Raw genomic sequence first — 26,541 nt, 5'->3', positions numbered from 1 at the left:
CTATCAGGAATATTCATGTCAAAATATGTAGGTGCTCACGTCTCGGCGTCAGGCGGTGTCTTTAACGCCCCTCTCAATGCGATGGCGATCGGGGCAAAAGCGTTTGCCCTTTTTACCAAAAACCAAAAACAGTGGGCGGCAAAGCCTCTGGATGAGGAGACGATAGCGCTGTTCAAAGAGAACCTCACCAAAAGCGGAATCCTCCCCAAACATATCCTCCCGCACGATTCGTACCTGATCAATCTCGGTCATCCCGAAGAGGACAAACGGCAAAAATCGCTCGAAGCGTTTATCGACGAGACGCGCCGTTGTATGCAGTTGGGATTGGATCGTTTGAACTTTCATCCGGGGAGCCATCTCAAACAGATCAGTGAGGAAGAGTGCATCGAGCGTATTGCAAGCTCGATGAACGAGACACTAAGTGTTACCGAAGGTGTCACTCTCGTGATTGAAAATACGGCGGGTCAGGGGAGTAATCTGGGCTGGAAATTTGAACATTTAAACGCCATTATAGAGCGTATAGCGGACAAATCCCGCGTCGGTGTCTGTATCGATACGTGTCATATGTTTACCGCTGGTTACGATATACGAACGCGCGAGGCCTATGATGCAACATGGGCAGAGTTTGATAGAATAGTGGGATTCAACTATCTCAGAGGGATGCATATCAACGATTCGAAACCCGATCTTGGGAGTCATGTCGACCGGCACGATTCTCTCGGCAAAGGAAAAATAGGGCTCGATGCATTCGGATTTATCATGAACGATCCTCGGATGGATGATATTCCGTTGGTATTGGAGACCATCGATGAAACGATATGGGCCGAGGAGATTAAACTTCTGTATTCCATGGAGACATAATGAGAGTTGCGACATTATCGATCATCGCTTCGGCAACTTTGGTGGCTGGAGGGTATAAAATACCCGAGAACTCCGTGAATGCGACGGCACTGTGTGCCGCATATGTGGCTAATGCCCACGGAGCCGATGCGGCTTATTATAATCCTGCGGCGATGGTGTATAACGATGATGTCGGATTTTTCGAAGCAGATGCAACCTATATCGGGCTTCCTCCGATCGATTTTTCCGGAGTGAGCGGGGAATACAGTTCAAAAAGAGAAAATTATCTGATTCCGACGCTTCACTATGCGTCCGGAAAGTTGGGAAACAGTAGTGCTCGCGTCGGTTTAAGCGTCGTGATTCCGGCAGGATTGTCGAAACGGTGGGACGATATCGTACCGCGATCGACGGCACAAGAGTTTACGCTGCGCACGATCGAGATCAACCCTAGCGTTGCGTTTGCGTTGAGTGATACCGTGAGCTTCGGAGTGGGATTTCGTGTACTTTCGAGCGAAGGTGTCGTCAAAAGTACGGCAGCCGTTTCGAGGGATATGGAGGGGAGTTCCGTTGATTACGGCTACAATCTCGCGCTCATGTATAAGCCTTCATCTGCATGGAAATTGGCTGCAACCTACCGTTCCAATATCGATCTGACACTGGAAGGAGACGCCAAACTTTATGTCGGCGCTCCGATAGGGACTCCCGTATATAACGGCGATGTCAGCGTAACGATTCCCCTTCCCGCGGCGTTAAATCTTGCGGCAGCGTATACGTTTGGTTCCGGAACGACGGTAGAAGCGGTTTACGAACGGACGTTTTGGTCGAAATACAAACAGCTCGATTTTAATTATCCCGTATCGATTGCCCCTTTAACACCGTATTTTGATGACCCGAAAGCAAAAAACTGGGAAAACTCCAACAGTTATCGTTTCGGTGTGACCCACACGATGGATGCATGGACATGGATGGGCGGGCTTGAGTACGATGAAACGCCGGTTCCTGCCGACACATTGGGATATGAACTTCCCGACTCGGATGCATGGGTAGTATCGTTGGGCGGAAGATATCAAATCGATTCGCAATGGAATGTCGGTTTGTCCGGATTGTTCGATGTCAAAAAGAGCCGCGATGTAGCCAATAGCTCCATTAACGGCGAATTTTCAAATGCGCGTGTCTATCTGGTCACCGCAGGAGTCGAGTACCGATTTTGATCACGTATCCGTACGACAATTTTTATGGGATGTTGTCGGAGGCTGTCGAGACCTATCCGAGAAAAACAGTTATTTTTATCGAAACGAAAAAGTATACCTATCGCGAATTTTTGGAGCGTGTGGATCGTACGGCACGGGCTTTGGAACTATTGGGGGTAACAAAAAACGATACTATCGCCCTGATCTGTCCCAATAGCGTCGAATTCGTCCAAAGTGTTTTTGCGATCAACAAACTGGGTGCGATTTCGGTTCCGATCAATACGATGCTCAAAAATGAAGAGTACCGTTATATCTTGAATGATTGCGGTGCAAAAGTATTGATCACAGGTTCAAAATTGGCAAAAGAGACAGCCGACTTATGCGATAGTGTCGAGTCGCTTCGGCATACGATTTGGATCGATCGGGCACCGAGGGAAGATCATAAGCATACGGTGTTTGATGAAATGGTGAATGCAGCTTTACATACGCATCTCTCTGCATCCTCACATCTGGATGATACTGCGGTTATTTTTTATACCTCGGGAACGACGGGCCATCCTAAAGGGGCGATGATCAGTAACCGAAATCTGATGTCGAATTTGATAGCGGCGCAGGAACGATTCAATCTGACTCCGAGAGACCGTTTTATTGTGTATCTGCCGATGTTTCACTCTTTTACCTTTGCGATCATGGTGATACTCCCTTTTTTTATGCGCGGTTCGTTTGTCATCATCCCCTCGATTCTTCCGTTCAGCACGATTATAAAGCAGACGTTTTTGAAGAGGGTCACGATTTTCATGGGGGTTCCGGATATCTATAATGCACTGATCCGGGCTAAATTGCCGTGGTACTTTTTGTGGTTTAACTCTATTCGTTGTTTTATATCCGGCGGTTCGGCATTAAACCGGGATACACTGGATAAATTCGAATCGACTTTCCGCCGTGCGGTTATGCTGGAAGGGTATGGATTGAGCGAATGTTCCCCTGCCGTTGCGATCAATCCGATCGGAAGACAAAAAACTCTTTCCGTCGGACCGCCGTTGTACGGATATGAAGTTAAAGTCGTCGACGATGAGATGCTCGAGCTTCCTATCGGAGAAGTGGGAGAATTGATCGTGCGGGGAGATTGCGTTATGCAGGGGTATTTGAACAATCTTGCTGCGACCGAGGAAGCGATTCATAACGGGTGGCTTCGAACCGGAGATATGGCGAAAATCGACGAAGACGGTTATATCTATATCGTTGATCGTATCAAAGATTTGATCATTTCCAAAGGGATCAATATTTATCCTCGTCAAATCGAAGAGCAAATGATGCTTTTGCCGTCGGTAAAACTAGCGGCGGTGATCGGTATCAGCGATCCGCACAGCGGCGAGGTTCCGATCGCTTACATCGAGCTGGAAGAGGGGTATGAAAAGACATCCTCTTCACAAATTAAAAGTGAATTAAAAGAACATCTTGCGGCATTTAAAATTCCTAAAACCATTACCGTGGTAGAATCATTACCAAAGACGGCTACCGGCAAAGTACTCAAAAGAATTTTAAAAGATAAATCTGCTTCGTAAACGAGGCAAGCGTAGCCATGCGGAACTTTGTTCCAAAGGCATTTTAAACAGCAGCAACAAGGAAACCATTGAAATATTTGATCGATTTTTTAGAAAATACCGCTATTGAACAGACGCATGTCTTTTCACAGCTCAAATGTACGGTGGAAGAGGCAAAGATATTGCAGCTTTTGACCCGGAAATTTTTACAGTCACAAGAAGACGTGATCGTCGCCGAACTGCTGCAAGAACTCTACGGTGCGGACGATTATTCGTATCTGGAGCATTTCGGAGAGGTCAAGACACTGTTGGAACTGGGATGGATCACCCATCACTCTTTTACCCCGATAAAAATCAGCGATATGTCACACCTCGAATTGTATAACACTCCGGTCGCTCTGACATCGGTTTTTATGAAACTTCTCGAAGACGGTTCGCTGGAGATGACGCTGCCGGATATCAAACCCTATGCCGATCATCTCGAATACCTCCAAGACCAGTTTTTCCGTATCGAGCTGTATCAGAAAATGTCGATTATCCGTCACAACGGCAACGAACATTCGTTAGGGATCAACCGTATCCAAAACAAGCTCGATCTCCTTGAGAAACGGATCGATGAGCGGATCGCGCAAACATCGTTGGATGTCGTTTTGGATCGATTCTTCAAACAAAAGAAACTTGAACCGAAAGAACAGGTCATTTTCTTGGCTTTGCTCAAAGAAGAATACAGCGCGACCGAGGGGAATCTTCGGGAGATGAACACTCTGATCGATTTGATCAGTTTTGACGATTATGAGCGGATCAAAAACCGCGCTCTTCTCGAAGACGGCGCCCGTCTGATTAATGAAGAGGTGATTGACTACGAGGAGATGCTAAACCCGTTCGGCGGAATCAGCCGTGCTTTTTACATTGTCGATGAGGTGCTTCAGTCGATCATGCACCCGCAGAAAAAGAAAAAAGTACGTAAGCTCAAACTTGACATGCTGATCAAAGAGCAGGAGATTTTTGAGTTGATCGAACCGACGACGTCGCTTGAAAACGTAGTTCTCAACCCGACGACGGAACAGACCCTGCAAAATCTCATGCGCCAGCTTGATCGTGAAGTGATCGCACGGCTTCATGAATGGGGGATTAAAGACAAAAAAGCGGGGATCGATGCGCGGATCATCTTCTACGGCCCTCCGGGGACGGGTAAAACGTTGACGGCACATTCACTTGCCCGTTCGCTTAAACGGCAGGTGCTTAGTTTTGATTGTTCGAAAATCTTGTCGATGTATGTCGGAGAATCGGAGAAGAATGTCCGGAAAATTTTTGATACCTATGCCGATCTGACCAAACAAACCAAAACGGAGCCGATACTGTTACTAAATGAAGCAGACCAATTTCTCTCCGCACGTTCGGCCGGTATCGGTTCGTCTGCCGATCAGATGCATAACCAGATGCAGAATATTTTTCTGGAGCAGATCGAGAAATTTCAGGGTATTTTGATTGCGACAACCAATCTTTTAGAAAACATCGATCAGGCATTTTCACGCCGTTTCAACTATAAAATCGAGTTTAAAAAACCGGATCAGAAACAGCGCCTGACACTCTGGAAGATGATGCTTCCTCCCAACGCTCCGTATGAAGAGGGGTTTGATGTCGAAAAACTGGCTTCTTATCCGTTGACCGGAGGACAAATCAATCTGATTGTCAAAAATACGGCCTATCACGTCGCTGCCAGAGCCGAAGGGACATTTAGACTTGAAGATTTTACGGCTGAAATACATAAAGAGCGTTCCGGCAGTTTCGAAGGGGAAAAATCGGTCGGTTTCATCAACCATTAAATCACATAAGTATCACATTATTCGATAAATTAAACTTGCCCGATTGTATATTGTTAAGAGGCAGGGTATAATCGAAAATCGGTAAAAAAAATGTGATAAATAGGGATGGGCTATGGGTTGGTTTAATGATGATTCAGTTTTAAGAGAAGAGTTGGAAACCGCTAAAAAAGAGGTTGAAAATCTTCGGGACGAAAACCGAAGATTAAATGAGCGTCTCCGCGAACAAGAGCAAGTGATTGAAAAACAATCAGATCACAGCAAATGCGACAACGCATCGATAATGATGACGTATCAAAACGAGCAGCTTAAAAAGAATCTCATTGATATTCAGGGGAATATGGCTGCATCGGTCTCCGCTTCCAAAGAAAACATTGCACAGTCCACTTCTTTATTGGAAAATATTGTTGAGCTTGGGCAAAAAGCTTCCGGAATCTCCGCGACTTTGGACGGACTTAACCATCTGGCCGCCGATTCGATGGAAACGGTACATGCCTTATCGGAACGGGCGCAAGACGTGGCGAATATTTTGGTATTGATCAAAGATATCTCCGACCAGACAAATCTTTTGGCGTTGAATGCGGCGATTGAAGCAGCGCGTGCGGGTGAACACGGAAGAGGCTTCGCGGTCGTAGCAGACGAGGTCCGTAAACTGGCTGATCGCACCGATAAAGCAATTAGCGAAATTAATATCTCCTTGCAATCGATGAAACAAGACGTTACGACGATCGGAGAAAAATTTGACGAAGTTCAGGAAAATATCCAAGAATCAAACGAATCGATTTTGACCTTTAATGCCAATATGGAAGAAAACGCACAGTTGATGCGAAAGACATTCATTAATACCGAACATACGGCAGAGCGGGTATTTATGAGTCTGGCGAAACTCGATCATATCGTATGGAAGGTTAATACTTATCTCTCCGCCATAACCGGTAAAGAGCAGTTTGCGTTTGTCGATCATCATAACTGCCGTCTGGGCAAATGGTATTATGAGGGGGAAGGGGCAGAGTTTTTCAAAAAAACTTCCAGTTACACATCGCTTGAAACACCGCACTCTATCGTCCATAATTCGACCCACAAAATTTTTGATCTGATGAAAACCGAAAGTATCGGTTCTGAGCGTCTTGTCAAAGTATTTGAAGAGATGGAGCTTGCGAGCAACGGCGTATTTGCGACGCTGGATCAAATGCTGCAGGAAAAACAATAAGACGTTCCGATATTTCCAGGTCGAAAGAACGCTCTTTTGACCCTGACTTTCCGATAATCCCCACTTTTTGATATTTTTCTCCAGAATTTAGTCAAAATGACTATCACAATGTGTAGGAAATAGTGACATCTGTAAAACTTGAAGTAAAATATGTTACTAAATTGGACACTAATGCATAAAACGTACAATTTATTTGTTTATAATAGTAACACGAATAAAAAAAGATAAACCCTTAAAGGGTTGCTTTAATTCTCTTTTTGTTATAGTGCAATAACTGTTTTTACGTAAAACCGTATCCTATGGGGAAAGTTTCTATCGAACCGGGATATGCCATCAACCACAAAAAGGTCGGAATTATGGAGCATTACCAAGTAGCAAATCCTTATTTTGGGGTATTTGTACTGTTCGTGTTGACGTTTGGTGCATTCTACACTACCACCGTCATCGCACGTTTAGCCAGCCGCGCATTAGCGGCTAAAGACACTGAAAAGCTTAAGCTGACAGTTTACGAATGCGGACCGGAAGTGACAAAACAACCGAACCGTATCTCGACGCAGTTTTATCTGTTCGCATTATTGTTTTTGCTCTTTGACGTAGAGATTGTTTTTATGTTTCCGTGGGCAATTGACTTTAAGCTTTTGGGATGGTTCGGATTCGTTGAGATGATGATGTTCATCTTGCTTTTAGCAATCGGTTTCGTTTATGCGTGGAAGAAAGGGGCACTCGAATGGCACAACATCAAGTAAATTATCTCAAAGACGGCGGACTTCCCGTCGCTTTGACAACGATCGACAAAGTAGTCAACTGGGGTCGGTCAAACTCGATTTGGGCATTGACGTACGGTTTGGCGTGCTGCGGTATCGAAATGATGGCATCCGGGGCATCGCGTTACGACTTCGACCGTTTCGGTACGATTTTCCGTGCTTCTCCGCGTCAAGCGGAACTCATGGTCGTTGCGGGAACTTTGACAAAAAAACATGCGGAGTTTATCCGCCGTTTGTACGATCAGATGACGGAACCTAAATGGGTTATTTCGATGGGATCATGCGCAAATACCGGCGGTATGTTCAATACCTATGCAACGGTTCAAGGGGTAGACCGTGTTATCCCTGTCGATTTGTATTTGCCGGGATGTGCACCGCGTCCTGAAACCTTGCAATATGCAGTATTGCTGTTGCAGCAAAAAATTCGTAAAGAGAGTGCATCACGTGCTCAAAAACCAAAAAGGCTGATGTAATGAGAGCTTACACCCCTAAAGACGATGTACAAAAAAAGCCCTATTATACTGATCGCTATTGGGTTGCTCCGCAAGTAGCGAAAAGTGATGTGAATGAAGATGCCGTTTTTGCTGCGGATCTCGAAGCGATCAGAGCAAAATTCGATGTTTTGGATGCGTATATCCAAGTCGGGCAGATGGTTGTCGTGATCAACGCCGCAGACAATTTCGATGTGATTAAACTGATGAAAGATGAGCTTGATTACAATCAACTCTCTGAAATGTCTGCGATCGATTGGTTGGCTACGGAAGGAAAATTTGAGATTTTCTACCAAATGCTCAGTATGAGCAAACGCAAACGTGTCCGCGTAAAATGCAAAATCGATGAAAAAGAGTCGATTGAAAGCGTTGAAAAACTGTTCCGTTCTGCGGATTGGAGCGAGCGAGAAATGTACGATATGTTCGGTGTGGTTGTCAATAACCATCCGTACATGAAACGTATTTTGATGCCGGATGATTGGGAAGGATTCCCGCTTCGAAAAACCTATCCGCTTCAAGGGGACGAATTCGCCCAATGGTATGAAGTCGATAAGTTGTTCGGTAAAGAAGCCCGCGACATTATCGGACCGGAAAACCGCGATCCTGCACGTGTCGAGCGGTACGACACCGAACGTTTTGCCCGTTTGGGACACGAAGTGCCGCGCGGTGCCGATATCAGCCAAGGCGAACCGGATACTCCGCTATGTTACCAAGAGAGCGACGGTGTGTTCCTCATCGAAAAATTTGACGCAGAGAAGAGTGTCGTGATCTCTGATCGCGACCGTTAAGGATCATGTATGCAACAATCCAATAGATTAAGACCTTTTTTCGAAAACATTACCTTTGATCGGCACGATAATGAGTTAATCCTCAATTTCGGGCCTCAGCATCCATCGGCTCACGGCCAATTGCGTTTGATGCTTCATTTGCAGCAAGAGCAGATCACCAAAGCCCATCCGGATATCGGATATCTTCACCGCGGTATGGAGAAGATGGCGGAGAACATGATCTACAACGAGTTTATGCCGACAACGGATCGTATGGACTATATCGCATCGAGTTCGAACAACTACGGGTTTGCATTGGCGGTAGAACGTCTAATCGGACTTGAAGTACCGCGCCGTGCGAAAGTAATCCGCATGATGCTTTTAGAAACCAACCGTTTGATGTCGCATCTTTTCTGGTTGGCGACAACGGCGCTCGACATCGGAGCGATGACAATTTTCCTTTTTGCATTCCGCGAACGCGAATATCTAATGGATTTGATCGAAGACTACTGCGGTGCCCGTTTGACCCATGCGGCAGTTCGTATCGGCGGTGTTCCTCTTGATTTACCGGATAACTTTATCGCCGATCTTCGCAAGTTCTTAGATAAATTGCCGGAGAATATGAAAGATTACGAAGATTTGTTAGATACTAACCGTATTTGGAAAATGCGTATGGAAAACGTCGGTGTAATCTCTAAAGAGATGGCCCTAAGCTGGGGTTGTTCGGGAGTTATGCTCCGCGCGTCGGGCGTTGAGTGGGATATCCGTAAAGAAGAGCCGTATGAGCTTTATGACGAAGTCGATTTCAACGTTCCGGTTTCCGATAAAGGGGACAACTACGCCCGTTATAAACTTTATATGGCAGAGATGCGCGAATCGGCGAAAATCTTGTACCAAGTACTCGATATGTATGAGGGGACAGGCCCTGAATTGATGGCGCATGCACCGCAATACATCTCGGCTCCGAAAATCGATATCATGACCCAAAACTACTCGTTGATGCAGCATTTTGTCCTTGTGACACAAGGGATGCGCCCTCCGGTAGGAGAAGTGTATGTTGCGACCGAATCTCCGAAGGGAGAACTTGGCTATTTCATTAACAGTCAGGGGGGAGCATATCCGTATCGTCTAAAACTCCGTGCGCCGTCATTCTGGCACACAGGGATTTTGACCGACTTATTGCCGGGTCACTACATTCCGGACGTTGTATCTATCATCGGGACGACCAATATCGTCTTCGGTGAAGTAGACCGCTAAAAGGAGCATGCAGTGAAACGTTACGATTTACGTCATTTGAAAGAAAATTTTACAGGCCGCATGTCCGAGATTATCAAAAATGAAACTGCTAGCGGTGAAGTTGCGATTTTCTTATTTGAGATCGGTGATTTTACGTCGGTACAACAATCAGCTGATTTGGTTAAAGAGCTTGGGTGCTCCCTCATGAACTCGTTGAAATTCAACGAAGCCGACTGGACCATTGTGGTCAAGAAATAAGGAAACGTTGTGAGTAAAGTCTATTTCTCCACGTGGCGGGGTGAGCAAATCAACAACATCGGCAAAGCTGACGATGCTTGGGAAAATTCTGCTTATAACCTTCCGTTGGAATACAATGAACACGCCCATTCCAAAGCGTTTATCGGTTGGGACGGCGTAGCGCTTTTTAATCCTGATGTCGACGTAGTCCGTCTGGCAACAGAATACGCGGCGCAGTATCAGGTCTATTCCGAAGCGTGCGGGCGCTGTGCACCGGGACGATGGGGTGGACGTATCTTATACGACTTACTCGATAAAATCGCCAGAGGAGAAGGGACAGTAGCGGATATGGATCATCTCAAAGAGGTTTCCAAAACGATGCAGGAGACCTCTAAATGTGAAATCGGCAAAACGGTTCCGAATCCGCTTTTGGATTTGATGAGCCATTTTGAGTCAGATTTTATGGCGTGTATCGAGAACCAAAAACCCTCAAAACATTACCATTTGGAAGATACCAGTTACATTGCTAAAATCACCGCACCGTGTATGGATGCCTGTCCGGCGCATGTCGACATTCCGGCCTATATCGAGGGTGTTCGCGATTTACGATTTGATGATTCGTTAATGGCGACCCGCCAAACGATGCCGTTAGCACATACCTGTGGACGTGTTTGCCCGCATCCGTGTGAGACGGAGTGCCGCCGTACGAATCTGGACGAGCCGATTTCGATCATGGAACTCAAACGTTTGGGTGCCGATTACGAAACGGATCACGGTTTCGGTTTCTTTCATCCGAGCGAGAAAAAGCCTTCAATCGGTAAAAAAGTGGCGGTTATCGGTGCGGGTCCTGCGGGGCTTACAGGTGCCTATTATTTGGCACTGGACGGAATCGATGTCGATGTCTACGAAGAGCTCCCGGTTCTCGGCGGTGAGGTAGCGGTCGGGGTTCCGGAATATCGTATGCCGGTTGACAAATATAATCAAGATATTGAAGCGGTACGAAGTCTTGGGGTGAATTTTATCACCAATACGAAAGTAAACGCCGATATGATGCGTCAATTCGAAAACGACTATGATGCGACGTTGGTAGCGACGGGGACCCGTATTTCGAAAAAAGTCTATTGTGATAACGAACGTCCTGAAATTCAGGGATATTGGGGAGCAATCGACTTTTTGGATAAAGTCAATCTCCAAGTCAAATACGACATCATGGTTCCTGAAGCGGATCAAAAACGGCATATGCTTCCGGCAAATTTTGTCGATTTGACCGGAAAAACATTGGTTTGCGTCGGAGGAGGATTTACCTCGATGGACGTTGTCCGCTGCGCTATCCGTGCCAATGCGAAAAAAGTCGTCATGCTCTATCGCCGTGATGAAGCGACGATCATTAAAAACACGACGTACGAAGAGTATCACGAAGCGGTCGAAGAGGGAGTAGAGTTTATTTTTCATTCGGCGGTTGCCAAAATGAACGATGAAAACGATATCCTCAAATCGCTTACGATTGACCGTTTCGAACTTGTGCCGGATCCGAACGGCGGACGTCCGACATTAGAGAAAATCGAAGGGGCGTCGTTTGATATGGAGTGTGATTATCTGATCCCTGCCGTATCCCAAAGTGCCGATTTGAAACTGCTCCCTGAAGAGTGGGAAATCGAACGCACGTCGTGGGCGACGATCAAAACGAACGGGAAAGATTACATGACGTCACGCAAAGGGATCTTTGCAGCGGGAGACTGTGAATACGGTCCGATGACGATCGTGAATGCGGTCGGTCAGGCAAAACGTGCCGCATCGGTGATATCGCGCTATGTCACCAGTGGAGAAATTACTCTGACGAACGATGAGATCATGGAAGATCATTTGCGCCGTCTCAAAGTCTATAACAAAAAAGAGAAAATTCAAGGTTGGCTTCCGGGATTGCCGCGCCAACACAGTGAAGTTCTCACAGTCGATGAACGCAAAGACAACAACCGTGAAGTGAAATACGGATTTACTCAAGAAGAAGCACTCGCAGAAGCAGAACGCTGTATGCGCTGTTATTACATCGCGATGGTAGCACACTAAGGAGGGATGGATGATCAATTTTACGATTAACGGCCAGCCCGTCATAGCAAACAAAGGGGAGACGATTCTCCAAGCGGCACGGAAAGCGGGATTTTATATCCCGACGATGTGTTATTTGGAAAAAACGACTCCGTGTGCGTCATGCCGATTATGCGTGGTAGAGACCGATAAAACGGACGGCTTGATTTTAAGCTGTCAAACTCCGCCGACCGAAGGGCTCTCTGTCGTGATCGATTCGGATCGTCTCAAGACTGAGCGAACGAATATTATGCGTCTTTACGATGTCAATCACCCGTTAGAGTGCGGCGTGTGCGATAAATCGGGTGCATGCGATCTCCAAAACAAGACGTTGGAATTCGGTGTATCGGCTCAGCATTTTACGGCAAAAGACCAACATCGCACAATCGAACACTGGGGATTGATCAATTACGATCCTTCTTTGTGTATTTTGTGTGAAAAATGTGTTCATGTCTGCAATGAAATCATCGGAGATGATGCAATTACATTGCAGTTCGGCGGATACAAATCGGCAGTCATTCCGAAAAACAGCGATAAACTCGATTGTACGTTCTGCGGTGAGTGTATTGCGGTGTGTCCTGTCGGAGCATTGGTAAGTTCCGATTTTCAATATTCGGCCAATGCCTGGGAACTCTCTCAGATACCGGCTGTTTGTGCGCATTGCAGTGCCGGGTGTTCTTTGGTATATGAAGTGAAACATACATCGATTGCCAAAGGGGATGAATCCAAAATTTACCGTGTGACCAATGATTTCGAACACGCAACGCTCTGCGGAGCCGGACGTTTCGGATTTGATTTTAACCGCCAAGGGCAAAAAGAGGAGCAAGAGTTTGCCAAAGCACTCGAATCGATCCGAAATGCCGGCGCAATCCGTTTTAGTTCGATGGTAACCAATGAAGAGGCGATGATCCTCCAAAAAATCAAAGAATGTACGGGACTTAAACTGTACAATGAAGAGGCACGAGCCTATCAATCGTTTATGAATGCGTACGGCTCGATTAGCGGAAAATCAGGATTCGGCGGAACTCTAGATGCGATTGCCCAAAGCGACGGCGTGATCGTTTTCGGCGGGCGGATGACAACGGATAATCCGGCTGTCCGTTACGCAGTAACAACGGCTGCGCGCCACAACGGAGCGAAAGTCGTTTATATGCATCCGTTGGAAGACGAGCTGCTTCAAAACGTAGTTACCCAATATGTCAAATACGAAGTGGGAACGGAAGAAGGGGTAATCGCCATGTTGGCAAAAACCCTTTTGAACGGCACGGATATGAGCGATGAGGATCGTGCGTATTTTGAAGAACTCGACGATGGATATTTGTGTGCCGAGAGCAATGTCGGAGACGAAGAATACACGCGGATCGACAAATCGTTTGGGCGTGCGAAACGAAAAACATTGGTAGTGGGCAGTGATGTGTTGCATCACAACCGCGCACAGAACATTGCAAAATTATGTGCAATGATCGAGATATATACCGATTTCTCTGTCGTTGTGATTGCTCCGAGTGTGAATACCGTCGGGGTATCGTTGATTTGCGATTTGGATGTCGAGTCTGAGAGCGGATCGGTTGTTGGCTATAATGCGTCCGGCGATTATGTGATCGGCTCAGTCCAAGAAGCATCCTTGGTGCTTCCGGCATTGAATCAGCAAGAGGGTACGTTTGTCACTCTCAATTATCAGCTTCTTCCGACGAATGTGGCTGTCGGATTTGATGGATATACGTTGAACGATTTGGCAAATGCGCTGGGGATAGAAGCCCGATATACCATTGACTATACTGCACAGCTGCCGGTTGACAAAGGATTTAAGGCTGTCGCATTCGATGATTTGGGGAATTTTTACGGATCTCTGGGCGAGGATATTCGAGGATACAGACTCGATAATGTCGACGTTGAAACAAACGGCGAACTCGAATCGGTTGAAGATCTTCCTGAGTTCAACGGAACGGTTGTGTACCGCTGTAATCCGGTTAACCAGTTTAATGCGTATACGGCAATGTCGCAACAGCTCGAACACGATCATGCACTGCGGGGATCGGCACAATTCGCTGCTGCCGCTAAAATCGGAGACGGCGATAAAGTACAAATCGAGTTTTTAGGGAAGAGAGAAGAACGAACCTTTAAACTGGATTCGGCTTTAAAAGGGACCATTGCGCTGGTTCCGGCGTATGACAACGCATTCGGTGCGATGAATGATAAATATCGATTTGAAAAGGTGAAAATTATGAGGATGGGGAGTGAATCATGAATGAAGTCACAATTACCATAGACGGCCGCTCTATTCAAACCCAAGAGGGTGAATATATATTAAATGCGGCCCGTGCTAACGGGATTTTCATTCCGGCTATATGTTATCTGACGCGATGTTCGCCGACGCTGGCATGCCGTATTTGTTTAGTCGAAGCAGACGGAAAACAGGTATATGCCTGTAACGCCAAAGCAAAAGAGGGGATGAATATCTCAACGACAACGCCGAATATCGAGTCGGAACGTCGTGCGATTATGGAAGTTTACGATGTGAACCATCCTCTCGAATGCGGTGTCTGCGATCAGTCCGGAGAGTGCGAACTTCAAAACTATACGCTCGAAATGGGAGTCGATTCACAAACCTATTCGATTAAAGATACTCATAAACCGGCACAAAACTGGGGATTGATCCATTACGATCCCGCATTATGTATCATGTGCGAACGATGTATCACCGTATGTAAAGATATGATCGGTGACGCTGCATTGAAAACGACGGCACGCGGCAGCGATGCGATCGAAGCCGAATTTAAAGAGACGATGCCCAAAGATGCCTATTCAATGTGGAATAAGCTCAATAAATCGTTGATCGCTCCTAACGGCGGAGATACGCTCGATTGTACCAACTGCGGAGAGTGCAGCGCTGTTTGCCCGGTCGGTGCATTGGTCAGTACCGACTATCAATATACGTCGAATGCATGGGAACATATACAAATTCCGGCTACCTGTGCCCATTGTTCGGCGGGATGTCAGCTCAGCTACGACATCAAACACACCTCCATCGAAAATCCGGAGAATAAAATCTACCGTGTCAAAAATGAATGGAACTATGTCTCTTTGTGCGGTGCCGGACGCTATGGATACGATTTTGAAAACCGCGATGTAAGCAAAAACCCTGCGGCTTTCGATGCGGCGATCACGGCGTTTAAACAAGCCGATACGATTGCGTTTACGTCGACGATTACCAATGAAGAAGCGTTAATCCTCCAAAAGCTCAAAGAAAAATACGGCTACCGCCTTATCAATGAAGAAGCGCGTGCGTTTAAAAATTTCCTTGGTGCGTACAGCGAGATAAGCGGACAATCGCTTTACGGCGGCGATGTTGGCATCGTGCATGCGTCAGACTTCGTTGTATCTATCGGAAGTGCTCTTAAAACTGACAATCCAAACGCCCGTTTTGCGATGAATAACGCATTGTCAATGAACAAAGGGGCGGGACTTTATTTCCACCCGATCAACGACCCGGTTATCGCCGATATGTCGAAAAGTATCACGCAGTTCAACCATGCCCCGATGATGGAAGAGACGGCTCTTTATCTGATGTTGGATCTTTTCGGCGACAAAGAGGCGATGCCTGCCGCTCTAAAAGAGTATTTGGCAACGTTTCACTCTACAAAAACGGTCACCGTAGAAGAGACCGTTGATGAAAAAGTGACGGAAACAGTTGTCAAAAAAGTGTTGAATGAAGAGACGGGCATTGAAGAAGAGGTGAGTGAAGAGGTCACGAAGACCGTCAAGAAAAAAGTCTCCAAAGAGGTTGAAGTAGATGAAAATGCCCTTTTTGATCTTTTGAACGCTCCGGCAAAATTTGCAGAAACGCTGGAAAAATATCTTGCTAAAAAAGAGACGTTTGCCCTTATGGTCGGGCCGGATCTTTATACCCATCCGAATGCGCGCAATTGTGCACGTCTTGTGGCATTGATCGAAAAATACACACCGTTCAGCGTGACGATGATCCCGAATCTTTCGAATACTCTCGGGGCTGCGATGATCTGTGATCTGGATGACAAAGCGGGAAGCTACACTATCGGCTATAACACTGCGGGGAACTTTACGATCAGTGCATTGGGTAACGGGGATCTCGATATGCCGGCATTGAATCAACAGGAAGGGACGCTTTGCGGTATCGACAAACGGGTTAATCCGACGAATGCGGCACTCGGTTACGGCGGATACGTCCTTAACGACATAGCAAACGCTTTGGGACTGGATGCGCCGTTGACCGTTTCCTACACGAAACAGCTTCCGGTGAGTGCAGGGTTCAAAGCGATCGATTTCGATGCTTTGCCGAATCACTATACCAATGCGGGTGAAGAGGTTCGCGGATACCGGATTGAAAACATCTCTGTCGGTGTAAACGGGGATGAGAGTGTTGCTCCGTTTAATGCTTCCGCCGCTATCAACGATTCGGTCGTGTATCTTGCCAATCCGGTTCTTCAGTTTTCGCCGTTTACGGCTCGGGCACACCAGCTTGCAAGCAATGGAGGGCTTTATCTCTCCAAAACGTACATGGAAGCAAACGGCTTGGACGAAGGGGCGAATGTACGTGTTAAAACTCCGCGCGGCGAGCTTACGCTCAGCGTGATCATGGACGGGAAAATCGAGGGGGATATCGGGTATCTTCCGACGTTCGATACGGCCATTAATTCCGAAGCATTGTTTGACGGCTACCGTTTTGCAAGCGTATCAATTCAAAAGGTGTAAAGCATGGATATAGCATTTATCATCGAAACGATTGTTAAAATCGTCGTTATCTTGTTAATCTTTTCAGCATTAGCGGGTCTGGGTACCTATTTCGAGCGTAAAGTACTGGCATTTATGCAACGCCGTCTCGGGCCGATGCACGTTGGACCGTTTGGATTGCTCCAAGTCGCGGCTGATGGTATCAAACTCTTCACCAAAGAGGACATCATCCCGCAAAACGTTGTCAAACCGATTTTTAAAATCGCTCCGGTCATTACCGCGGCAACGGCGTTTATGGCAGCAGCAGCTATTCCGTTTTGGCCACAGTTTACCGCATTTGGATATACCGTCCATCCGATCGTTGCGGATATCAACGTCGGTATTCTTTATGTACTGGGTGTGATGGCAGTCGGTTTATACGGTCCCCTTTTAGGGGGGATGGCATCGGCGAATAAATGGTCGTTGATCTCTGCGGCGCGTAGTGCGGCTGTTTTTATTTCGTATGAAGTGATTACCGGACTTGCTTTGCTTGCACCGCTGATGATGGTAGGATCCCTTTCACTTATCGATATCAATAATTATCAAGCCGGAGGGATTACCCACTGGATCGTATGGTCTCAACCGGTTGCATTCATCCTTTTCTGGATTGCGGCGTTTGCGGAAACAGGCCGTACTCCGTTTCACCTCGTAGCGAACGACCATGAAATTATCGACGGTTTCGGTACGGAGTATTCAGGGATGAGATGGGGACTCTTTTTCATCGGTGAATATGCCAACATGTTCTTTATTTCGTTCGTTATCGCGATCGTTTTCTTGGGCGGCTTCGGTGACGGTACATTCGCAGGGGCATTTCAGTTGATCCTTAAAGTAGCGTTTTTCTTTTTCTTTTTCCTCTGGACGCGTGCTGCATGGCCGGATGTCCGACCTGACCAGTTGATGTGGTTGTGTTGGAAAGTTTTAATGCCGATCGCGGTGCTCAACGTTGTTGCCACCGGTATCGTGATGATGTTTTAAGGGGGTAGTGTGATGCATCATGAAGAAACATTTACGGATCGTAATGTGAGCGTCGACAGTGCTTATTTTTACGTCGATATCGAAGAGTATCCGACGACGGGATGGGATAAATTCAAACAAGTTGTCAAACGTGCCTTCAAAGGGGAATTGTTTGTCGGTTTATGGGTCGTTATGAGAGAGATGATCAAATTCGACATTCATACCGTTCAATACCCTAAAGAGAAATTGCCGATCGGACCGCGTTACCGTGCGGTTCATAAATTGCTGCGTCTATGGGAATCGGGGTATGAGCGTTGTATCGGCTGCGGATTGTGTGAAAAGATCTGTATTTCCGATTGTATCCGTATGGACACGCGTATCGATGAAAACAGCCGCAAGGAAGTGACCGAGTACAGTATCAACCTCGGTCGTTGTATCTTTTGCGGATATTGTGCGGAAGTGTGTCCGGAACTTGCGATCGTTCACGGGCCGCGCTATGAGAACGCATCGGAACAACGGGCCCATTTCGTAATCAAAGATGACATGCTTACCCCGCTTGATCTATTAAAAGCGGGCGAACAAGCCGAATATCCGGGCTTTGGTGCCATTATCCCAGGAAGCGACGCGTCGGTCAAAAAGACCCCGTTGGCGTATTAAGGAGTTAGAGAATGTTTGAAGCAATCGCTTTTTATTTGTTCGCAGCGTTGACGATCGTGATGTTTACCATCACGGTAATGACGTCGCAAGCGCTTTATGCGATCACCGCTATGGCGGCCGGAATGATTTTTATTTCGGCATTTTTCTTTATTCTCGGAGCCGACTTTCTCGGAGCGATTCAAATCATCGTTTATACGGGAGCCGTAATGGCACTTTATGCGTTTGGGATGATGTTCTTTGATACGACGCGTAATGTGGTCGAAAAAAAGGTTAATCCGCAGATCGTTTTTGTACTCGGTGTGTTGGCGGCTGTAATGGTCGTTGCTATTGTTGTTGCGCCGATTGTATCGAATAACATTCAGGCGCTTTACCCAATTCAGGCCAATGTCGGAAACTCGCAGGCTGTGGGTATGGTATTGTTTACGAAATATCTTGTTCCGTTTGAAGTGGCAGCGGTTATGCTGTTGGTTGCGATGATCGGCGGAATCGTCCTGGCCGGTAAGAAAATGGATAAATCATTAACCTTGATGGCTGAAGAAGAGATCGGAATGGTTCGCGATAGCTACGAAGTACAAGGAGGGGGACACTGATGGAAATTACACTAACCCATTATCTTGTTTTATCAAGCGTATTGTTCGCGATCGGATTGATCGGGGTTATGCGACGTAAAAACTTGTTGATGCTTTTTTTCGCGACAGAGATTTTGTTGAACGCGACCAATATCGCATTTGCGGCGATTTCTCACTATATGGGCGATCTTAGCGGCCAGATGTTCGCATTCTTCATTATTGCGATTGCGGCTTCCGAAGTGGCAATCGGACTGGGCCTATTGATCGTATGGTACAAACGTACCGGTAAGATCGACCTAGATCAAATGACATCGATGCGAGGATAAGCTATGGAACTCTATTTATATATTGCATTATTCGCTCCATTGGTCGGGTCACTGTTCTCATCGCTTTTCAGTGCATCGCCTAAAACATATCTCACGGGGTATGTTGCTTCAGGATTGTTGTTTACGTCGTTTATAAGCAGTGCAATCTTGCTCAGTTACGTCATGGGCGGGCATACTGTACACGTCGAGTTGATGACGTGGATGGCGACAGGGGATTTGTATATCCCTTTCGGATTTGTCGTCGATCAAGTGAGTGTGGTCATGATGATGGTCGTAACGGTTGTTTCCACGGTCGTTCACGTCTATTCAATCGGCTATATGGACCATGATAAAGGCTTTAACCGCTTTTTTGCATGGCTCTCGGCATTCGTTTTCTCGATGCTGGTCTTGGTTATGAGCGATAACTTCGCCGGTCTTTTCATCGGATGGGAAGGGGTCGGTTTATGTTCATGGGGACTCATCGGGTTCTGGTATCACAAAGAATCGGCTACCTGGGCGGCTAACGAAGCGTTCATCATGAACCGTATCGCCGACTTGGGGATGTTGATCGGCTTGTTTATGATCTATTGGAATATCGGGTCATTACAGTACGATGTCGTTTTTGCCGAGATTAAAAACCTTCCGTTGGCAGTTGTTACATGGATCGGTATTTTTCTCTTTATCGGTGCGATGGGTAAATCGGCTCAATTTCCACTTCATACATGGCTAGCCGATGCGATGGAAGGTCCGACTCCGGTTTCGGCGCTGATCCATGCGGCCACCATGGTTACGGCCGGGGTTTATTTGGTCGTACGTTCCAATCCTATTTACGATTTAATCCCGAATGTAGGGTATTTTATCGCTTCGTTGGGAGCATTCGTTGCGATGTTTGCTGCGACGATGGCACTGGTTAACCGGGATATGAAACGGATCATTGCATACTCAACCCTCTCACAGCTGGGATACATGTTCGTAGCAGCCGGTTTGGGTGCGTATTGGGTCGCATTGTTCCATCTTATGGCACACGCATTTTTCAAAGCGCTCCTTTTCCTCGGTGCGGGGAATGTTATGCACGCAATGCACGATGAACTCGATCCGTTCAAGATGGGGGGGCTTCGCAAAGTGATGAAAGGGACCTTTGTCATGATGACACTGGCATCGGTTGCCCTTGCCGGTATCTATCCGTTTGCCGGATTCTTTTCAAAAGACTTGATCTTGGAAGTTGCGTTTGTAGAACATCATTATGTCCTCTATACGGTCTTGCTGCTTACGGCAGGATTGACGGCGTTTTACTCTTTCCGTTTGGTCGCTTTGATTTTCCACGGAGAGGATCGCTATAAATTGTTCGGTATCCATCCGCATGAGGCATATAAATTCATGTTGGTCGCTATGTCACCGCTTCTCGTATTAGCGGTGATCGCGGGATCGTTTAAAATGACCTATTACCAACTGGTGATCAACCTGCTTCCGGCGGGAATGTATCATGTTCACAGCCAAGCGGCATATTGGATCATGACAATCGGGACACAGTTGTTTGTTATTTTGGCGATTGTCTATGCCTATAAAAAGTATTCAAACTGGAACAGTGTTCCGGACGGTTCGTCGGCGATGGAAAAAAGCTTTTTCTACAACCTTCTGTACAATCAGTATTACATCCCGAAAATGTATGATGAAGTATTTGCAAAACCGTATCGGGAATTGTCTAAAATCGCATGGAAAGAGATCGACCTGAAAATCGTAGATGCAACAGTTGACATGATTGCCAACACGATTTACAAAACGGGTGAAAATACACGTGATATTCAAAACGGAAACCTCTCGACAATGCTTCGTTGGATGGTTTTCGGTTTGGTTGTTTTATTGGCGCTTGCCGTTGCCTTTACCGTCGGATACAACGCGGTTGGCGCTTAAGGAGTAATGATGTTGGATCATATTTTAACGATTTTAATTTTCTTCCCGGCATTGGCGGCAATGTTCGGGTTTGTTGTTTCGAAAGGGAGTATCAGAGCATACGGTGTAACCGTTGCACTGATTGAATTCGTCCTCTCGTTGTGGCTGTGGTATGCTTATGATCCGATGGTTTCGGGCATGCAGTTCATGGAGTCGGCACCACTCATTAAAGCGTTCGGGATTAACTACCTTTTAGGGGTTGACGGGATTTCGCTCTTTATCATCATTTTGTCGACGTTTTTTACTTTGATCGGTATCGGTTCATTGACAGAGACGCGAAGAATCAAAGACTTGATCATTACGTTGCTTTTCTTGGAAATGACGATGGTCGGTGTATTCGCGGCATTGGATGCGATTATATTCTATGTGTTTTGGGAGCTTTCTCTTGTACCGATGTTGTATATTATCGGTGCGTGGGGCGGACCGTTGCGGATTTACGCATCGGTTAAGTTTTTCCTTTATACCTTCACCGGTTCATTGATTATGTTGGTCGGTATGCTGTTTATGGCGTACTTTTATTTTCAGGCGACAGGAACATGGAGCTTCTCGATTTTGGAATGGTATCGCCTAATCCTGCCTGAGAATTTCCAAATGTGGCTCTTTATCGCATTCTTTTTCGGCTTTGCCATCAAAGTTCCGATGTTTCCGTTTCATACATGGCTTCCGTATGCCCACGGTCAGGCGCCGACTATCGGTTCGGTCATCCTTGCGGCTATTTTGCTGAAAATGGGTACGTATGCGTTTGTCCGATTCTCATTGCCGCTTTTCCCGGATGCATCGGTGTTATTCATGTTCCCGATAGCAGCCATTGCAATCATTATGATTATTTATACGGCGATGGTCGCATATGCACAAGAAGACGTTAAACAAGTTGTCGCGTACAGTTCGATTTCACACATGGGGGTCATTATCCTCGGTACGTTTGCCCTGAATGTTGAAGGGGTTAGCGGTTCGGTCTTCCTGATGTTGGCGCACGGGGTTGTATCGGGCGCACTGTTCTTGCTTGTCGGAGTCATTTATGATAGACGTCATACGAAATTGATGAGCGAATTCGGCGGATTGGCATCGGTGATGCCGCGATATGCGACCATTTTCGGAATCATGATGATGGCTTCCGTCGGTTTGCCGTTGACAATCAATTTCGTCGGAGAGTTTTTAAGTTTACTAGGGTTTTACAAACAATCGCATATGGTCACGTTAACGGCCGGAACGGCGATCATCGTCGGGGCGATTTACATGCTATCGGCATACAAAAAAGCCTTCTTCGGACCGGTGACGAATGAAGAGAATAAAAATCTTAAAGACGTCAATAAAACAGAACTGTTTGGACTTATCCCATTGGTTATCGTCGCTATCTGGCTTGGGGTATATCCTAAACCGGTATTAGAACCTATTAACAACAGCGTCGAATCTTTGATTCAATTGATGCACGACAAAGCTCAAAGCCCGGAGGCGAAAGAGCGCATCCCTAACCTCGCTGATGCGAACGGGATTATTTCAATGCAGGAGGCGCACTAATGTTGGAGCCGATTAACGTTTCATTAGCGTCGCTTAACTTAGCGACTTTGGCTCCGATGCTCATTGCAGTTATCGGCGCTTTGGCAATTTTAGTGATCGATATGGTCAAAGGGGGACTGCACAAGTCGCTTTACGTCATGATCAGTCTGCTGTTCTTACTTCTTGATTTCGGCGCATTGATCGACTTCGGAGGTGTTTTTCTTAAAAACGGAACCGTACTCGGATTTTTTGATGTTATGTTGATGGATGGGATCGCGATTATTTCTCAGCTTATCATCGTCGGCGCTTCGATGTTATTTATCCCGTTGGCATTGACCTCTAAACGGTTCCATGAGTACAACTATCCGGAGTATTTTGCCCTTTTCTTGTTTATGATCGCAGGCTTTCAATTCATGGTCGCGACTGACAATCTTATCTTGATTTTTGTCGGATTGGAAACGGCGTCGTTGGCTCTGTATACGCTGATCGCTTTGCACAACCGTTCGAAATCGTTTGAAGCAGCGGTCAAATACTTTACAATGGGTGCTTTGGCTGCAGGCTTTTTTGCTTTCGGTTCGATGATTTTGTATGCTATCAGCGGTTCAGTAGAGATTAATCAGATTGCAACGGTATTGGCGGAAGATCACTACAGCAATATCGGGTATGTACTTGCTGCGGTAGCATTTATGATTGCGGCTTTCGGATTCAAACTCTCGATGGTGCCGTTTCATACCTGGACGCCGGACGTTTATGAAGGATCATCTGCCGCATTGGCCGGATATATGTCGATCGTTCCTAAAATCGCCGGCTTTGTCGTAGCGATGCGTTTGTTTGAATTTCTCGTTCACAGCGGCGTCGTATGGTTACAGGTAATCTTGTACATCGGTGTGGTTGTGACAATGACGGCTGCTAATATTTGGGCTTTGGTCCAAAGTGACGTCAAACGTATGTTGGCCTACAGCTCGATCTCGCATGCAGGATTCGTCATGGCGGCGATTTTGATCGGGACGACTCAATCGAATACCGGCTTGTTTTTGTATTGGACGCTTTTTAGCGTAACCAATCTCGGCGCCTTTACGATGTTGTGGGTAAACCGTCAAAAAAATCTTCTCCCGGGACAAAGTTCGGATCACCCGTACGAAAAATTTTCCGGGATGATCAAGACAATGCCGATGGGTGCTGTGATGATGGGATTATTCATGCTTTCATTGGCCGGTATCCCGCCTTTCGGTCTCTTCTGGGGTAAACTCTATATGATCGGTTCGGCTGTCAGCGGCGGCTATACCGTATTGGCATTGGTTATGGCGCTCAACTCCGCAATTGCAGGATACTATTATCTTAAATTGATCGTCTTTATGTTTATGAAAGAGCCTATGGTCGGATATGACAAGTTTTATTTTATGAATGCTTCTACGGCTCTCAAAACGATTATCGGGATCGCCGTCATCGGAACGATTTTCTCGGTTTTCGCCGTTAACCCGCTCTTGGAAGTTATTACTGTATTCGTGTATAATAGCGGCTACTAAGCCAAAAGGACAATAAAAGGGGGAAGCATTGAGACTTTGGATCGCTCTGTGCCTCTGCTTGCCTCTATATGCATTAGAACTGTCGATTCAGAGCGGTAAAGAAGAAGGAGAAAAATTTTCGATTCTTCATTTACGGGATATTTCCCCCTTTAGCTGCAAAGCGACGAACGACGAATTCGGCGAAGCACGCCGGATCGAATGCTATCTTCCGGCATCTCTCAAACAAACCTTTTCTCCGATTGATAACACCTATTTGAAAGTTTCCGCCGTCTCTTCCTCCAATGGATATATCATTACGGTCCTGCCCAAGGCTAAAATGAAATTGATCCCGATACCGTTTAATCTCTCAAAAGACGTTCAGACTTATCAAGCGGATGTTACGACGACCGACCATTGGACGGTAGTGGGCTATAAGAAAACGTTTCCGCTTCTAAAACCTTCCGTACCTCCTGAGAGCGCGATCAATTTTCCGGTGAAATTAAGCAAAGATTCCGTCCCCTACGTCGGCGGGCTCGACCTGAAAGGCAACCCTATCAAGATAACTCGGGTTCAGGATGTGACCGATTATATGGAGATGAAAAAAGCGTATGTGGCAAAAGATTACGATAAAGTTTTGGATTTAGCCGATAATACCCTCAAAAGCTACCCGAAAACCGTCTTTAAAAATGAATTGATGCTGTATCAGATTCGTGCTTTACACGAAAAAGAAGAACCGGAAAAACTATTGGAAATCGCAAAACGTTTTTTACGGGATTATTCAGCCGATCCGAATGTGGCGGAGGTACTGGCGTATACCGCTCGTGCATACGGAAAAATAGGTCAATCGATCGATGCGGATTACTTTTTTGACCGTTTGTTTGACGAACAAAGCGATTCGGTCTTTGCTTCACTGGGGATGGTGTACAAAGCAGAACAGCTTGAAGCCTCCGGAGAACCTAAAAAAGCGCTTTCCTTTTATCAAAAAGCACTCGCCAGCAGCAGCGATGTCGCTATTGCGTCAAAGGCGGCATTTCGACTTGCACAGATGGAGTTAGACGGAGGGAACGCACAAAAAGCGGCTCAATACATTGACAAAATAGCTTCTGCAAATCCGAACTATTTTGACGAAGTACGTGAAAACGCAACACAAATGGCCGATACGTTTGTTAATAGAAACGATCCGAAAACGGCGACCAAGATTACAGAAGGATTGTTAAACAAAACGGATAAAAAATCGCCGGATCATCAAGTCTTGTTAAAAAATTTAGGATTGCAGCTTGCCAAAGCGGGGAAACGTTCTGAAGCTCTTAAACGGTTTAATGAGTATCTTTCGACGTATAAATACGGTGATTATGTCGAAGAGGTCCGCCGTGCCAAAGACGGGCTGTTTTTTGATGAAGGGGATCAAAAGAGTACGAGCGAAATCAAAAAGTACAATGACCTTATCGAGCGATACGGAGATGATAGCGTAGGGCAAAAAGCACTCTATAAAAAAGCGCAGCTTCTGGTGAAAGAGAAAAAGTACAAAGAAGTCTTAGATATGGAAAGTGATTTGTACCGTTTAGAGAGCACGGAATATCCCGAAACGGACGGAATGATTACGAAAAGTGCCATAGGTTTGGAAAAAGAGTATCTGAAGGCCGGGAAATGTACGGAAGCAATGAAGCTGCAAACTATGTACAGAATCAAGCTGTTGCCTCAATGGGATTCATTGATTTTTGACTGTGCGATTAAGACGACTCAATACGATGTCGCTAAAAAGATAGTGCAGCCGCATTTAAAATCCAAATCGGTTTCAGAACGCCAAAACTGGCTCTACCGGATGGTTAAAACGGAATTCGAACTCGGTGAATACAAGCAGGCAGTGAAAGGAGGAGAGGAACTTATAACGCTTTTAGGAGTAGAAAAAAATCCTCCCCTCAATGACATCTATCGGATAATGTTTGATTCGGCACAGCGCACTGGGGACGCAAATGCAATGATCCGCCAGGCCAAAGCGATTGAAACGGCATTCGGCACGGATTTTAAAGACATCGAACGTTATACGCAAATGGTTAGCTTAGGTTTAACCCGCAAAGACGAGGCAATGGTGCAAACATATGGACGTAAAGTAGTTGCTTTGCAGGAGCGGACGAAAACCTTTACTCAAAGTCCTTATATCGAGTTTA

Annotated in this window: 21 protein-coding genes; all 21 read left to right on the top strand. The window is 46.2% G+C overall.

Annotated elements, in window-relative coordinates:
* Positions 1-15 precede the first annotated feature (15 nt).
* Positions 16-861, top strand: a complete 846-nt coding sequence (gene nfo, locus Q0389_RS04200; protein ID WP_298691933.1) for a deoxyribonuclease IV — start codon at positions 16-18, stop codon at positions 859-861.
* Entirely contained in the window at positions 861-2,051 is a 1,191-nt protein-coding gene (locus Q0389_RS04195; RefSeq protein ID WP_298691931.1) for an outer membrane protein transport protein, read from the top strand. Before nfo ends, Q0389_RS04195 begins: the two co-directional genes overlap by 1 nt.
* Positions 2,051-3,595, top strand: coding sequence for a long-chain-fatty-acid--CoA ligase (locus Q0389_RS04190; RefSeq protein ID WP_298691979.1), 1,545 nt, complete (start codon positions 2,051-2,053; stop codon positions 3,593-3,595). The genes Q0389_RS04195 and Q0389_RS04190 overlap by 1 nt, the downstream gene beginning before the upstream one ends.
* 68 nt (positions 3,596-3,663) lie before the next feature.
* The gene (locus Q0389_RS04185; protein WP_298691929.1) at positions 3,664-5,400 is read left to right on the top strand and encodes an ATP-binding protein; all 1,737 of its coding nucleotides are present in this window, start codon (positions 3,664-3,666) and stop codon (positions 5,398-5,400) included.
* Between the two features lie 112 nt (positions 5,401-5,512).
* Positions 5,513-6,607, top strand: a complete 1,095-nt coding sequence (locus tag Q0389_RS04180; protein WP_298691927.1) for a methyl-accepting chemotaxis protein — start codon at positions 5,513-5,515, stop codon at positions 6,605-6,607.
* A gap of 356 nt (positions 6,608-6,963) precedes the next feature.
* A complete protein-coding gene (locus Q0389_RS04175) occupies positions 6,964-7,353 on the top strand; it encodes an NAD(P)H-quinone oxidoreductase subunit 3 (RefSeq protein WP_298691977.1) in 390 nt (129 codons plus the stop codon).
* On the top strand, positions 7,335-7,844 hold the full coding sequence (locus Q0389_RS04170; protein ID WP_298691925.1) for an NADH-quinone oxidoreductase subunit B family protein: 510 nt from the start codon (positions 7,335-7,337) through the stop codon (positions 7,842-7,844). Before Q0389_RS04175 ends, Q0389_RS04170 begins: the two co-directional genes overlap by 19 nt.
* Positions 7,844-8,650, top strand: coding sequence for an NADH-quinone oxidoreductase subunit C (locus Q0389_RS04165; RefSeq protein ID WP_298691923.1), 807 nt, complete (start codon positions 7,844-7,846; stop codon positions 8,648-8,650). The genes Q0389_RS04170 and Q0389_RS04165 overlap by 1 nt, the downstream gene beginning before the upstream one ends.
* Before the next feature lie 9 nt (positions 8,651-8,659).
* Positions 8,660-9,886, top strand: a complete 1,227-nt coding sequence (gene nuoD / locus Q0389_RS04160; RefSeq protein ID WP_298691921.1) for an NADH dehydrogenase (quinone) subunit D — start codon at positions 8,660-8,662, stop codon at positions 9,884-9,886.
* Between the two features lie 12 nt (positions 9,887-9,898).
* Positions 9,899-10,123 (top strand): NADH-ubiquinone oxidoreductase subunit E family protein, encoded by a 225-nt coding sequence (locus Q0389_RS04155; protein ID WP_298691920.1) that lies wholly within the window; start codon positions 9,899-9,901, stop codon positions 10,121-10,123.
* A 9-nt stretch (positions 10,124-10,132) separates the two neighbouring features.
* Entirely contained in the window at positions 10,133-12,169 is a 2,037-nt protein-coding gene (locus Q0389_RS04150) for an FAD-dependent oxidoreductase (RefSeq protein WP_298691918.1), read from the top strand.
* A gap of 10 nt (positions 12,170-12,179) precedes the next feature.
* Positions 12,180-14,435, top strand: a complete 2,256-nt coding sequence (locus tag Q0389_RS04145; protein WP_298691916.1) for a 2Fe-2S iron-sulfur cluster-binding protein — start codon at positions 12,180-12,182, stop codon at positions 14,433-14,435.
* Entirely contained in the window at positions 14,432-16,918 is a 2,487-nt protein-coding gene (locus tag Q0389_RS04140) for an NADH-quinone oxidoreductase subunit G (RefSeq protein WP_298691914.1), read from the top strand. Before Q0389_RS04145 ends, Q0389_RS04140 begins: the two co-directional genes overlap by 4 nt.
* Before the next feature lie 3 nt (positions 16,919-16,921).
* Entirely contained in the window at positions 16,922-17,911 is a 990-nt protein-coding gene (gene nuoH / locus Q0389_RS04135; RefSeq protein WP_298691912.1) for an NADH-quinone oxidoreductase subunit NuoH, read from the top strand.
* Positions 17,912-17,923: 12 nt separating this feature from the next.
* On the top strand, positions 17,924-18,547 hold the full coding sequence (nuoI, locus tag Q0389_RS04130) for an NADH-quinone oxidoreductase subunit NuoI (RefSeq protein ID WP_298691976.1): 624 nt from the start codon (positions 17,924-17,926) through the stop codon (positions 18,545-18,547).
* Between the two features lie 11 nt (positions 18,548-18,558).
* Positions 18,559-19,137 (top strand): NADH-quinone oxidoreductase subunit J, encoded by a 579-nt coding sequence (locus Q0389_RS04125; protein WP_298691910.1) that lies wholly within the window; start codon positions 18,559-18,561, stop codon positions 19,135-19,137.
* Positions 19,137-19,442, top strand: a complete 306-nt coding sequence (nuoK, locus tag Q0389_RS04120; protein WP_298691908.1) for an NADH-quinone oxidoreductase subunit NuoK — start codon at positions 19,137-19,139, stop codon at positions 19,440-19,442. Before Q0389_RS04125 ends, nuoK begins: the two co-directional genes overlap by 1 nt.
* A gap of 3 nt (positions 19,443-19,445) precedes the next feature.
* Positions 19,446-21,332: an NADH-quinone oxidoreductase subunit L gene (gene nuoL / locus Q0389_RS04115; RefSeq protein ID WP_298691906.1), complete on the top strand. Its 1,887-nt coding sequence runs from the start codon at positions 19,446-19,448 to the stop codon at positions 21,330-21,332.
* 9 nt (positions 21,333-21,341) lie between these two features.
* Entirely contained in the window at positions 21,342-22,889 is a 1,548-nt protein-coding gene (locus Q0389_RS04110; RefSeq protein ID WP_298691904.1) for an NADH-quinone oxidoreductase subunit M, read from the top strand.
* Entirely contained in the window at positions 22,889-24,394 is a 1,506-nt protein-coding gene (nuoN, locus tag Q0389_RS04105; protein WP_298691903.1) for an NADH-quinone oxidoreductase subunit NuoN, read from the top strand. The genes Q0389_RS04110 and nuoN overlap by 1 nt, the downstream gene beginning before the upstream one ends.
* 28 nt (positions 24,395-24,422) lie before the next feature.
* The coding region (locus tag Q0389_RS04100) for a flagellar protein (RefSeq protein WP_298691901.1) at positions 24,423-26,541 on the top strand (2,119 nt) is incomplete at its 3' end.

The sequence above is a fragment of the uncultured Sulfuricurvum sp. genome, from assembly GCF_937936435.1.
Lineage (GTDB): Bacteria > Campylobacterota > Campylobacteria > Campylobacterales > Sulfurimonadaceae > Sulfuricurvum.
Note: the sequence above shows the minus strand (reverse complement) of the source record. Positions and strands in the feature narration are given on the sequence as shown.